Here is an 11880-nt window from a genome sequence, read left to right on the forward strand (position 1 = left end):
GTGGTCAGAGCGTGCGCAGCAGCACCGCCGGCTGTTCCACGCAGTCCGCCACGTAGCGCAGGAAGCCGCCCGCCGTGCCGCCGTCGCACACCCGGTGGTCGAAGGTCAGCGACAGCTGTACGACCTGGCGCACCGCGAGCTCGCCCTCGTGCACCCATGGCTTGGGCACGATCCGGCCGACGCCCAGCATGGCCGCCTCGGGATGGTTGATGATCGGTGTGGAACCGTCGACGCCGAACACGCCGTAGTTGTTCAGCGTGAACGTCCCACCGGTGAGTTCGGCCGGGGTGAGGCCCCCGGCGCGGGCCGTCTCGGTCAGGCGGGCGAACTCGGCGGTGAGCCCCTCGGCGTCCCGCGCGTGGGCGTCGCGGACCACGGGGACGACGAGCCCCCGTTCGGTCTGCGCGGCGAACCCGAGGTGGACGTGGTCGAACCGGACGATCTCGCGCGCATCCTGGTCGACCGTGGAGTTCAGCTCCGGGAACCGGGCCAGGGCGGCGGTGCAGATGCGGGCCAGCAGCGCGACGAGGGAGATCTTCGGGCCGCCGGTCGCGTTCATCGCGGCCCTGGCCCGCATCAGCTCCGTCGCGTCGGCGTCCACCCAGCAGGTCGCGTCCGGGATCTCCCGCCGGCTGCGGGAGAGCTTGTCGGCGACGGCGCCGCGGATCCCCTTGAGCGGGATCCGGGTGCCGGCCCCGGCGGGCGCGGGGGCGAGCGCGGGAGCGGGGGCAGGGGTGGACGCGGGGGCCGGCACGGGCGCGGGGGCCACGTGCGAGGTGCCGCGTTCCCGCGCAGCCCGCAGCGCGCCTTCCACATCGGCGCGCAGGATCAGGCCGTCGGGCCCGGAACCGGTCAGCTTCCGCAGGTCCAAGCCGTTCTCGCGGGCGAGGCGGCGGACGAGCGGCGAGATGACCGCCACCGGTCCGTCGGTCACCGTGGAGCCGCTCGCGGGACCGGAAGTCACCGGCTGGGAGGAAACAGCAGGCTGGGAGGGAGCAGGGGGAGAAGGGGCGGCCGCGGGCACCGGTTGAGCCGGCCGTACCCGGCGCCGACGCGCGGGCGCCTCCGAAGTGCCGTATCCGACCAGCACGTTGCCCGATCCCTCGGTCTGGTCGCCGGACGAGGGCGCGCCGACCGCCACCGTGATCAGCGGTGCGCCCACGGGCAGTTCGGCGCCCTCCTCGCCGAAGCGGGCGGTGACCACACCGCCGTAGGGACAGGGGACCTCGACCATCGCCTTGGCCGTCTCGACCTCGACGACCGGCTGGTCGACGGCGACGACGTCGCCGACCTGGACCAGCCAGCGCACGATCTCCGCCTCGGTGAGCCCCTCGCCGAGGTCGGGCAGCTTGAACTCCAGCACCTGTGCCATCAGTTCCCCGCCTCCCACTGCAGACGCGCCACCGCGTCCAGGACGCGGTCGACGCCGGGCAGGTGGTGGCGCTCCAGCATCGGCGGCGGGTAGGGGATGTCGAACCCGGCCACGCGCAGCACCGGCGCCTCCAGGTGGTGGAAGCAGCGCTCGGTGACCCGGGCCGCGATCTCGCCGCCCGGGCCCGCGAAGGAGCCCGACTCGTGGACGACGACCGCGCGACCGGTCCGTCGCACCGAGGCGCATACCGTCTCGTCGTCGAACGGCACCAGGGAGCGCAGGTCGACGACTTCGAGGTCCCAGCCCTCGGCCTGTGCCGCCTCGGCGGCTTCGAGGCAGACCGGCACCGAAGGCCCGTAGGTGATGAGGGTGGCGCTCCGGCCCGTGCGCCGCACCACCGCGCGGCCGATGGGCTCGACGCCGGGCGGGTCCTCCGGGTTCCAGGCGTCCTTGGACCAATACAGGCGCTTGGGTTCGAGGACGACGACCGGGTCGTCGGAGGCGATCGCGGCGCGCAGCAGGCCGTAGGCGTCGGCGACGGTGGCGGGCGTGACGACATGGAGCCCCGGAGTCGCCATGTAGTACGCCTCGGACGAGTCGCTGTGGTGCTCGACGCCCCCGATTCCTCCGCCGTAGGGGACGCGGACGGTGATCGGCAGGGGCATGCTGCCGCGGGTGCGGTTGCGCATCCGGGCGACATGGCTGATGAGCTGCTCGAACGCCGGGTAGGCGAAGGCGTCGAACTGCATCTCCACCACCGGCCGCAGGCCGTACATGGCCATGCCGACGGCGGTGCCGAGGATGCCGGCCTCGGCGAGCGGGGTGTCCGTACAGCGGTCCTCGCCGAACTCCGCGGCGAGTCCGTCGGTGACCCGGAAGACGCCGCCGAGCGTGCCGACGTCCTCGCCGAGGACGTGCACGGACGGGTCGGCGGCCATCGCGTCGCGCAACGCGCGCGTGAGGGCCTGCGCCATGGTGGCGGGTTTGACGGCGACGGTGGTCATCAGCGCGCCCCTTCCTCTTCCGCTTCGAGCTCGGCCCGCAGCAGGGCGCGCTGCTCGCGCAGTTGGGGAGTGGGCTCGGCGTACACGTGGTCGAACAGGTCCATCGGGTCCAGCGCCGCGTCCTGGTTCATGCGGGCGCGCAGGTCGGCCGCCATGGTCTCGGCGGCGTCCCGCGCGGCCTGCCGGGTCTCCTCGTCGAGCAGCCCCCGCGCGGTCAGTTCGCGTTCCAGCAGCAGGATCGGGTCGTGTTCGCGCCACGTCTCGACCTCGGCGTCGCCACGGTAGCGGGTCGCGTCGTCGGCGTTGGTGTGGGCGTCGATGCGGTAGGTCACCGCCTCGACGAGGGTCGGGCCGCCGCCCGCGCGCGCGGTGCGCACGGCCTCGCCGAGCACCTCGTGGACGGCGGCGGCGTCGTTGCCGTCGACCAGCCGGCCCGGCATGCCGTACCCGACGGCCTTGTGGGCCAGGGAGGGGGCGGCGGTCTGCTTGGCGAGCGGCACGGAGATCGCGAAACCGTTGTTCTGGACCAGGAAGACGACCGGCGCCTGCCAGACGGCGGCGAAGTTCAGTGCCTCGTGGAAGTCCCCCTCGCTGGTGCCGCCGTCGCCGACCATGGCGAGGGCCACCACGTCATCGCCCTTGAGGCGGGCGGCGTGCGCGAGGCCCACCGCGTGCGGTAGCTGGGTGGCGAGCGGGGTGCACAGCGGCGCCACGCGATGCTCGTGGGGGTCGTAGCCGGTGTGCCAGTCGCCGCGCAGCAGGGTCAGCGCCTCGACGGGGTCCACGCCGCGGGCGACGGCCGCAAGGGTGTCGCGGTAGCTGGGGAAGAGCCAGTCCCGTTCCTCCAGCACGAGCGCCGCGGCGACCTCGCAGGCCTCCTGGCCCGTGCTGGAGGGGTAGACGGCGAGACGGCCCTGCTTGGTGAGGGCGGTGGCCTGCACGTTGTAGCGGCGGCCCCGCACGAGCTGCGCGTACAGCCGGAGCAGCAGCTCCGGGGCGGTCCGCGCGGCCGCTTCCGTGCCGAGAACGCGGTAGGGCTCGGCGTCTGGCAGCAGCGGCACCGGGTCGGTGCGGGGCTGCCAGGCGGGCGGCGGGGTAGGCCGGTACGCGCCCCGCTGCTCCATGACCGTCATGACGGCACCTCCTGAAAGGAGTGGCTACGCAGGCGCATCGGCTGTGAGGCGCCTCACCTACCGATTGTTCGGTCGCCGGCACATTTTGGCTACTGGCCCCCTCAGGCTGTGGACAAACGGTTCTCCACAGCCTGCAATGAACGCAGTACGTCCACGGCGAAGAGGCGGGGGGACATGACACCTGAACAAATGGCCGACGGCCAGGAGAGCGCCGTCCCACCGCGACCGGACGACTCCGTCCCGTTGCCCCCGCCCCGCCCCCTGGACACGATCGACCAGGACATCCTGCAGATGCTCCAGGCGGACGGCCGCGCGTCCGTACGGTCGGTCGCCGAGCGCGTGCACGTCTCCCGCGCCAACGCCTACGCGCGCATCAACCGGCTCGTCGAGGACGGCGTCATCCGTGGCTTCGGCGCGCGCGTGGACCACGAACGCGCCGGGCACGGCACGTCCGCCTACATCACGCTGAAGATCGTCCAGAACTCCTGGCGCACGGTGCGCGAGCAGCTCAGGCAGCTACCCGGCGCCTCCCACATCGCCCTGGTGGGCGGGGACTTCGACGTGTTGCTCCTCGTCCACACACCGGACAACAGGGCGCTGCGCGAAGTGGTGCTCACCCGGCTCCAGGCGATCCCCGAGGTGCTCAGCACGCGCACGCTGCTGGTCTTCGAGGAGGAGGACCTGGAACCGCAGACCCGCCCCGCCCCCGGCGGCCAGGGCACGCCCCGGCACGACGCATGACGCGGGCCCCGCGTCACCTCCCGCCCGCCGCCCCCCGCTCCGCATCCGCTCACGTCGGTCGAGCCCCGCACCGGACCGATGCGCGGCGGCCGAACACTTCCGGCCGGCGCCCCGCGCTCACCCCCGCTTCCGGCCCGCCCCGGGCAGACTCCCGGCGGTCAGACCACGCTGAACCGCCTCCGGCGGCAGACCCTCGCTTCACGGCCCGCCGTCCGGCGGTCAGACCCCGCTCCGAGCCGTCACCCGGCGGTCTGACCCGCACCGGGCCGACTCCCGGCAGTCAAACCCGCCTTGGACCGCCTCCCGGCGGTCAGAATCCGCTCCGAGCCGGCTCCCGGCGGCCTACCCCGCTTGAGCCTGACTCCCCGCCGGTCTACCCCGCTGAGGGCCGACTCCCGGCTATCAGCCACCTCGTCCGGCCCGCTCCCCACGGTCAGCCCCCGCTTCCGGCCCGCGTCCCGGAGCCAGACCCCGTCCCCGGTCCGCGCCCCGCCGTCAGACCCCGTCCCGGTCCCGGCGCAGCCCCGAGAACACCAGCCGGGCCACCGCTTCCGCCACCTCGCGTTCGCCCGAGCCTCGGCCGTCCGGGCGGTACCACTCGACGATCGAGTTGATCATCCCGAAGACCAGCCGCGTCGCGAGCCGGACCTCCACATCGCCCCGTACGTCACCGTCGGCGGCGGCCGCCTTCAGCAGCTCGGCGACCCGGTGGTCGAAGTCCCGCCGCCGCTCCAGCGCCCACCGCTCGGTGTCGGTGTTGCCCCGCACACGCAGCAGCAGCGTCACATAGGGCAGCTCGGCTATGAGCACCTCGACCATGCGCCGCACCACGTATTCCAGGCGTCCGGCGGCCCGCCCCACGCGCGCGGGCTCCTCGTCGAGGATCGAGAACAGGCCGTCCAGCGCCCGGCTCACCGCGCGGCGCAGCAGCTCCTCCTTGCCGGCGACGTGGTGGTAGATCGACGACTTGGAGATGCCGGCCGCCCGGGACAGGTTCTCCATGGAGGTGCCGTCGTAGCCGCGCTCGTTGAAGACCTGCACGGCGACCGACAGCAGGGTCTCCGGGGTGTACGTGTCGCGCTTGACCGTGGTCATGAGCTTCCCCTCCGCGTGTCGGCGGCATGTCCGTGGCGGTACAGCGCGAGGGAGGGCGCGTAGCGGCCGGAGGGCTCGCGCAGGTGCAGCTCCTCCAGCAGGTCATGCGCCCAGACCCGGCCGAGCCTGCGGCTCCACTCGAAGGGGCCGAGCGGGTAGTTCACGCCGAGGCGCATCGCGGTGTCGATGTCCTCCTCGGTGGCCACGCCCTTGGCGACGGCGTCGTGCGCGAGGTCGACGATCCGCGCGACCGTGCGGGCGACGATCATGCCGGGGACGTCGCCGATGACGCTGACGTCCTTGCCGAGCGCCTGGAACAGGCCGATCGCCTCGGACAGGGCCTGCGGCGAGGTGTCCTGGGACGCGGACAGGGCGATCCGGGTGGCCTTGCGGTAGTCCAGGGCCAGGTCGAAGTAGACGACGTCGCGGAACTCCACGGACGTCTGCCCGTCGGCGAGCGCCAGCGCGCCGTCGCTGGGCAGGACCAGCCGGGTGCCGTGGTCCTCTTCCTCCTCGCGGACCTGGATGCCCGCCTCGCGGATCATCCCCAGCAGCTCCGAGGCGGGCCCCAGATCCCCCTCGGCGACGACGTAGGCGGGCGGCCGGTGCTTCTCCGCGGTGTGCGGCTCGGGGCGCTCGGCGCCGTCACGGTGGTCGTACCAGCCCTGGCCGGTCTTGCGGCCGAGGCGGCCGGACTCGACGAGGCGCCGCTGGGCGAGCGAGGGGGTGAACCGCGCGTCCTGGAAGAAGGACTGCCAGACGGAGTGCGTGACGGACTCGTTGACGTCCTGGCCGATCAGGTCGGTCAGCTCGAACGCGCCCATCTTGAAGCCGCCGGACTCGCGCAGGACGGCGTCGATGGTGGCCGGATCGGCGCCCTGCGCCTCGTAGACCGCGAACGCCTCGGCGTAGTAGGGCCGCGCGATGCGGTTGACGATGAAGCCGGGGGTGTCGGCGCAGGCGACGGGTGTCTTGCCCCAGGCGCGAGCCGTCTCGTACGCGCGCGTGGCCGACGTGACGTCGGTGGCGAAGCCGGAGACGACCTCGACCAGCGGCAGCAGCGGCGCGGGGTTGAAGAAGTGCAGGCCCACGAGGCGGCCCGGATTGCGCAGGGCGCCGCCGACAGCCGTCACCGACAGGGACGAGGTGTTGGTGGCGAGCAGGCAGTCGTCGCCGACGACGTCCTCCAGCGCGCTGAACAGCTCCTGCTTGACGTCCAGGCGCTCCAGGACGGCCTCGACGACCAGGGCGCAGTCCGCGAGCTGGGTCAGGTCGTCCACGGGCGTGAGGCGGGTGCGGGCGGCGTCCCGGTCGGCGGCGGTGAGCCGGTCCTTCTCGACGAGCCGGTCCAGTCGGGCGCCGATCGCGCCGGCGGCCTCCCGGGCCCGACCGGGGAGGGCGTCGTACAGCCGTACGGGGTGGCCCGCGACCAGCGCGACCTGGGCGATGCCCTGCCCCATGGTGCCCGTGCCGACGACGGCCACGGGGCTGCTGAGGTCGAGTGCTGTCATGTGCGCGATCCTCCCGCACGGCGTTGTCCACAGATGCGGCGGACCCCCTTGTCCCGACCGATCGTTCGGTTACTCTAACTCTGACCGTCCGTTCCTGTCCCTGCTTCGCAGGGTTTCCGTCCAGGTCCTGAGCTCGACGAAGAGCTCTCACGACGAGGAGTTGGTCCCCCATGGCCGCCGAACTCACCGCACACGATCTGATCGCCAAGCACCGGCCCACCCTCGACCAGGCCCTGGAAGCGATCCGCACCCGCGCGTACTGGTCGCCGCACCCGGAGCACCCCAAGGCCTACGGGGAGAACGGCAGTCTGGACGCGGCGGCCGGCAAGGCCGCCTTCGACGCCCTCCTGGGCACCCGCCTCGACCTCGGCCAGCCCGGCACGGACGACTGGGTCGGCGGCGAGGTCTCCCCGTACGGCGTGGAGCTGGGCGTGACGTACCCGCACGCGGACATCGACGTGCTGCTGCCCGCCATGAAGGCCGGACAGCGCGCCTGGCGGGACGCGGGCGCGGAGATCCGCGCGGCGGTCTGCCTGGAGATCCTCAAGCGGATCAGCGACCGCACCCACGAGTTCGCCCACGCGGTCATGCACACCTCCGGCCAGGCGTTCATGATGGCGTTCCAGGCGGGCGGCCCCCACGCGCGTGACCGCGGCCTGGAAGCCGTGGCGTACGCGTACGTGGAGCAGGTCCGCACGCCGGACACCGCGGAGTGGACGAAGCCGCAGGGCAAGCGGGAACCGCTCGCCCTCACCAAGCAGTTCACGCCGGTCCCGCGCGGCATCGCGCTGATGATCGGCTGCAACACCTTCCCCACGTGGAACGGCTACCCGGGCCTGTTCGCCTCCCTGGCCACCGGCAACGCGGTCCTGGTCAAACCGCACCCGCGCGCGGTGCTGCCGCTGGCGCTGACCGTGAGCGTCGCGCGCGAGGTGCTCGCCGAGGCGGGCTTCGCCGCCGACCTGGTCGCGCTCGCCGCCGAGCGGCCCGGCGAGGGCATCGCGAAGACGCTGGCCACGCGGCCCGAGATCAGGATCATCGACTACACCGGTTCGACCTCCTTCGGCGACTGGCTCGAGGCCAACGCCCGTCAGGCGGAGGTCTACACCGAGAAGGCCGGCGTCAACACCGTCCTCGTGGAGTCGACCGGCGACTACAAGGGCATGCTCGCCAACCTGGCGTTCTCGCTGTCCCTGTACAGCGGCCAGATGTGCACCACCCCGCAGAACCTGCTGATCCCGCGGGACGGCATCCGCACCGACCAGGGCCACAAGACCTTCGACGAGGTCGTCGCCGACCTCGCGCGCGCGGTCGACGGACTCCTGGGCGACGACGCCCGGGCCAACGCCCTGCTGGGCGCCATCGTCAACCCCGACGTCAAGGCCCGCCTGGAGGCCGCGGCGAGCCTGGGTGAGGTGGCGCTCGCCTCCCGCGAGGTCGCCAACCCGGAGTTCCCCGACGCGGTCGTGCGCACCCCCGTGATCGTCAAGCTGGACGGCGCGCGGAAGTTCTGGGAGGGCGCGGAGGACGAGCCCGCCTATCTGAGCGAGTGCTTCGGGCCGGTCTCCTTCGCCGTCGCCGTCGATTCCGCCGCTGACGCCCTGGACCTGCTGCGGCACACCATCCGCGAGAAGGGCGCGATGACGGTCGGCGCGTACACCACCGACGAGGAGGTCGAGCAGGGCATCCAGGAGGTCTGCCTGGAGGAGGCCGCCCAGCTGTCCCTGAACCTCACCGGCGGGGTCTACGTCAACCAGACGGCCGCGTTCTCCGACTTCCACGGCTCGGGCGGCAACCCGGCGGCCAACGCCGCACTGTGCGACGGGGCCTTCGTGGCCAACCGCTTCCGGGTCGTCGAGGTGCGCAGGGAGGCCTGAGCAGCCCCTGAGGGAGCCCTCCCTCAAGCGGTGCCGTGCGGCCCCGCGCTCCAGTGATACAGCGTCATGGCCACGCTGGTCGCGAGGTTGTAGCTGGAGACCTGGGGCCGCATCGGCAGCGCGAGGAGATGGTCGGCACGCGCGCGCAGCGCGCCGGACAGCCCGCTGCGCTCCGAGCCGAAGGCGAGCACGGCGTCGTCCGGGAGCTTGACGCCCCGGACGTCCTCGCCCTCCGGGTCCAGCGCGAACACCGGTCCGGGCGGCAGCTCCTCGACGCTCAGCCGTTCCACGGCGGTCGCGAAGTGCAGTCCCGCGCCACCGCGCACGACGGTCGGATGCCAGGGGTCGAGCGTGCCGGTGGTGACCACCCCGGTCGCCCCGAAGCCGGCGGCCAGCCGGATCACCGCTCCCGCGTTGCCCAGGTTGCGCGGTTCGTCGAGGACCACGACGGGCGCGCTGCGCGGCTCCCGGGCCAGCGCGCGCAGGTTCGCCTCGCGCGCGGGACGTACGGCCAGCGCGGCCACGGCGGTGGGATGCCGGCGCGGCACCAGCGAGGCGTAGGCCGCCTCGGGCACCTCGGTGAGGAGCGCGTCCAGGGCCCCCCGGACGTCGGGGGCGAGTTCGTCGGCCAGGGCGAGCGCCGCCCGACGGTCGACGGCGACCGCCGCCGTGACGTCGGCCCCGAAGCGCACAGCGTGCTTGAGGGCGTGGAAGCCGTCGAGCAGCACGCAGGTCTCGGCGAGCCGCCGCCACCGGCCGAGCAGGCCGCCGAGAGGGTCGGGGTCGGTCATGCCGTGAAGCCTACGCGGCGTTCTTCGGCCTCCTCGGCCGTGTGCGGGCCCCGCTGAGCGGGCACCGAGGCCCCGCCGCTCGAGGTCATCGCCTCACGCACGCGTGCCGCCCAGCCGCCGAGACGGCGCAGGAACGGCGTCGACAGGAAGACCGCGTCCGCCGCGATCATCGCAAGGGAGAAGAACGGCAGTCCCAGGACGACGGCGATCACCGCGTGCTCGGCCATCATCACCGCGAGCAGGACGTTCTTCACGCGCCGGTTGAACAGCGTGAACGGGAAGGCGACCTGCACGACGACCGTCCCGTAGGTCACGAGCATCACCATGGTGCCGCTGGCGGACAGCAGGTCCGCGAGCGCCGGCCAGGGGGAGAAGTAGTCCAGGTGCAGCGGGTAGTAGACGGCGGTGCCGTCCTGCCAGCGCGATCCCTGGATCTTGTACCAGCCGGCGGTCGCGTAGATCAGACAGGCCTCGGCCATGATCACGAACAGGGCGCCGTTGTGCAGGACGTCGGCGACGACGTCCAGCAGGATCCGGGGCTGGGAGGTCTTCCCCAGGCGCCCCACGGCCCACCACAGGCCCTGCGCGATCCACACCGCCCAGAGGATCACCGGCACGGTCGGATCGCCGTCGAGACGGCCCGCCGCGGTCACGGCGACCAGCGCGGACCCGAGCACGCCCCACAGCGCGGGCCCGATCCGGTCGGTGACCCGCTCCCCACGCGCGTGTGCCGCCTCCGTGCGCCGCGCCCGGCGGGCGTCCAGGGACCACACCTGGGCGCAGCGCGTGAACACGAGGTAGATCGACATCAGGTGCAGGACGTTGTCGCCGCCGTCGCCCATGAAGATGCTGCGGTTCTGCAGCGAGAGCACGCCGATCATGAAGAGCACGGAGGCGGTGCGGGTGCGCCAGCCGAGCAGCAGCAGCACGCTCGCCAGCACCGCCAGCGCGTACACGGTCTCGAACCAGACCCGTCCCTCCGACCACATGAGGGCCGTGAACGCGCCGTTCTCGTCGATCAGCCGCCGGGCCAGCTGCCAGCTCCAGGGACCGTCGGGGCCGTAGAGCTCCCCGCGGTGGGGAAGCTCGCGCAGCAGGAACAGCAGCCAGGTGAGGCTGAAGCCGATCCGGACCACCGCGCTCTGGTAGGGACCGAGCGCCGCTCCGGTCACGCGCGCGAGTGCGGCGGACGCCGCTTGGGTGAACCGGTTCACTGCGCGCCTCCCGCGGTGTCGGCGGCCTCCACCGGCCACCAGGGCAGGACGCGGTACGCCGCGCCCGACGACGTCTTCTCGCCACTCCAGCCGGGCGCCCGCACGTCGGTGGTCCTGGAGCGGACCTGGACGCGCTCGACGACGCCGCCCTCTCCGGCCGCGCCGCCGCGGTCCAGGCGCAGGACGACGATGCGGCGCAGGTAGGACTCCGACAGCGCGCTGCGCGTGCTCACCGAACGGTTCTCGGCGTCGTGGGAACCGGTGTAGAAGTCCCAGGCCCGGCGCAGTTCGTTCTGCTGGGTGTGGCTCGGCAGCAGGTTGCCGTCTATGTCGCGGCCGTCCTGGGCGGACAGGTCGTACCAGCCGGTGGTCCGCCTCTCACCGCCCGCGGTGCGTATGTCGGCGCGGACCTGGACGGCGATGTTCTGCTGGAGCGGGTTCGGGGCGAACAGCTTCCAGTTCTGCTCGAACTCCGGGTAGACCCAGTCGTCGACCGCCTCGCCGTGCGTCTTGGTGACCGTGTTGGCGGGTGCGACGTGCAGGAACACCATGCCGACGTGGACGCAGACGGCGACCGCCACGACGGCGACCGCCAGGGCGGCGGCTATCCGGTAGCGGGTCGACAGAGCCGCGACGCCGGCGCGCGGACCGGGGTCCGCCGCGGCGGGACCGTGCCCGACGGGGACGCCGTCAGATCCGTCAGAACCGGCGTGGGCAACGGGAGCAGCGGAGCGGACGGTGCCTGGCGAGTCTGCGCCCGGGCCGCCCGCCACGGGCTCGGGGGAGCCGGGCCGGTCCGTGGGCTCGCTGTCCGGGGCCGGGCCGCCGCCGGGGGCCTCGGCGCGCGGGCGGGGCACGGAGCCCGTCGCCCGCGGCCCCTCGCCGGGAGGCGGACTGGTGTCCGGCCCACGGGACGCCTCCGCCTCCCGTGGGGCGTCGGTGCCTCCGTCGTACGCGTCCATTCCGCCCCGTTCCCCGGATCCGTCCGTCTTCATCCGTCCGTCTTCCGACCGCCCTGCCGTGCCTCGGCCGGCCGCCGGTACGCGCCGCCGGGCGTTTCGCGTCCCGGCCACGTACATCCGGACGGCCTTCGCACGCCCGTCGCACAGTCGTCGCACGAACGGTACTCAGCCCTTCCGGGG

The 11880-nt window shown here is 73.2% G+C and carries 10 protein-coding genes; 2 read left to right on the forward strand and 8 right to left on the reverse strand.

Annotated elements, in window-relative coordinates:
* Nucleotides 1–4: 4 nt before the first annotated feature.
* Genes ACIOC0_RS08830 through pdhA form a run of 3 tightly spaced genes read right to left on the reverse strand, consistent with a single transcriptional unit; the run spans nt 5 to nt 3509 of the window.
* Nucleotides 5–1372, reverse strand: coding sequence for a dihydrolipoamide acetyltransferase family protein (locus tag ACIOC0_RS08830; protein ID WP_402153888.1), 1368 nt, complete (start codon nt 1370–1372; stop codon nt 5–7).
* Entirely contained in the window at nt 1372–2376 is a 1005-nt protein-coding gene (locus ACIOC0_RS08835) for an alpha-ketoacid dehydrogenase subunit beta (protein WP_402153890.1), read from the reverse strand. Before ACIOC0_RS08835 ends, ACIOC0_RS08830 begins: the two co-directional genes overlap by 1 nt.
* Nucleotides 2376–3509, reverse strand: coding sequence for a pyruvate dehydrogenase (acetyl-transferring) E1 component subunit alpha (gene pdhA, locus ACIOC0_RS08840; RefSeq protein ID WP_351089956.1), 1134 nt, complete (start codon nt 3507–3509; stop codon nt 2376–2378). Before pdhA ends, ACIOC0_RS08835 begins: the two co-directional genes overlap by 1 nt.
* 189 nt (nt 3510–3698) lie before the next feature.
* Between pdhA and ACIOC0_RS08845 the strand changes: the two genes are divergently transcribed.
* On the forward strand, nt 3699–4250 hold the full coding sequence (locus ACIOC0_RS08845) for an Lrp/AsnC family transcriptional regulator (protein WP_402154366.1): 552 nt from the start codon (nt 3699–3701) through the stop codon (nt 4248–4250).
* A 495-nt stretch (nt 4251–4745) separates the two neighbouring features.
* Here ACIOC0_RS08845 and ACIOC0_RS08850 read toward each other — a convergent pair whose 3' ends face one another.
* Both ACIOC0_RS08850 and ACIOC0_RS08855 read right to left on the reverse strand, forming a co-directional pair.
* Nucleotides 4746–5345 (reverse strand): TetR/AcrR family transcriptional regulator, encoded by a 600-nt coding sequence (locus ACIOC0_RS08850; RefSeq protein ID WP_402153892.1) that lies wholly within the window; start codon nt 5343–5345, stop codon nt 4746–4748.
* Complete coding sequence (locus ACIOC0_RS08855) at nt 5342–6856, reverse strand: 3-hydroxyacyl-CoA dehydrogenase (protein ID WP_402153894.1); 1515 nt, start codon at nt 6854–6856, stop codon at nt 5342–5344. Before ACIOC0_RS08855 ends, ACIOC0_RS08850 begins: the two co-directional genes overlap by 4 nt.
* 170 nt (nt 6857–7026) lie before the next feature.
* Between ACIOC0_RS08855 and paaN the strand changes: the two genes are divergently transcribed.
* Nucleotides 7027–8733 carry a phenylacetic acid degradation protein PaaN gene (paaN, locus tag ACIOC0_RS08860; RefSeq protein WP_402153896.1) on the forward strand — a complete coding sequence of 569 codons (1707 nt, stop codon included), beginning with the start codon at nt 7027–7029 and terminating at the stop codon, nt 8731–8733.
* Between the two features lie 23 nt (nt 8734–8756).
* Here paaN and ACIOC0_RS08865 read toward each other — a convergent pair whose 3' ends face one another.
* From ACIOC0_RS08865 to ACIOC0_RS08875, 3 genes are read right to left on the reverse strand one after another with little or no spacing between them, the layout of a single operon-like run.
* Nucleotides 8757–9524, reverse strand: coding sequence for a TrmH family RNA methyltransferase (locus ACIOC0_RS08865; protein ID WP_402153898.1), 768 nt, complete (start codon nt 9522–9524; stop codon nt 8757–8759).
* A complete protein-coding gene (locus tag ACIOC0_RS08870; protein WP_402153900.1) occupies nt 9521–10738 on the reverse strand; it encodes an HTTM domain-containing protein in 1218 nt (405 codons plus the stop codon). The genes ACIOC0_RS08865 and ACIOC0_RS08870 overlap by 4 nt, the downstream gene beginning before the upstream one ends.
* Entirely contained in the window at nt 10735–11733 is a 999-nt protein-coding gene (locus ACIOC0_RS08875) for a DUF5819 family protein (protein ID WP_402153902.1), read from the reverse strand. The genes ACIOC0_RS08870 and ACIOC0_RS08875 overlap by 4 nt, the downstream gene beginning before the upstream one ends.
* Nucleotides 11734–11880: the final 147 nt, after the last annotated feature.

Source organism: Streptomyces sp. NPDC088254, from assembly GCF_044740925.1.
Lineage (GTDB): Bacteria > Actinomycetota > Actinomycetes > Streptomycetales > Streptomycetaceae > Streptomyces.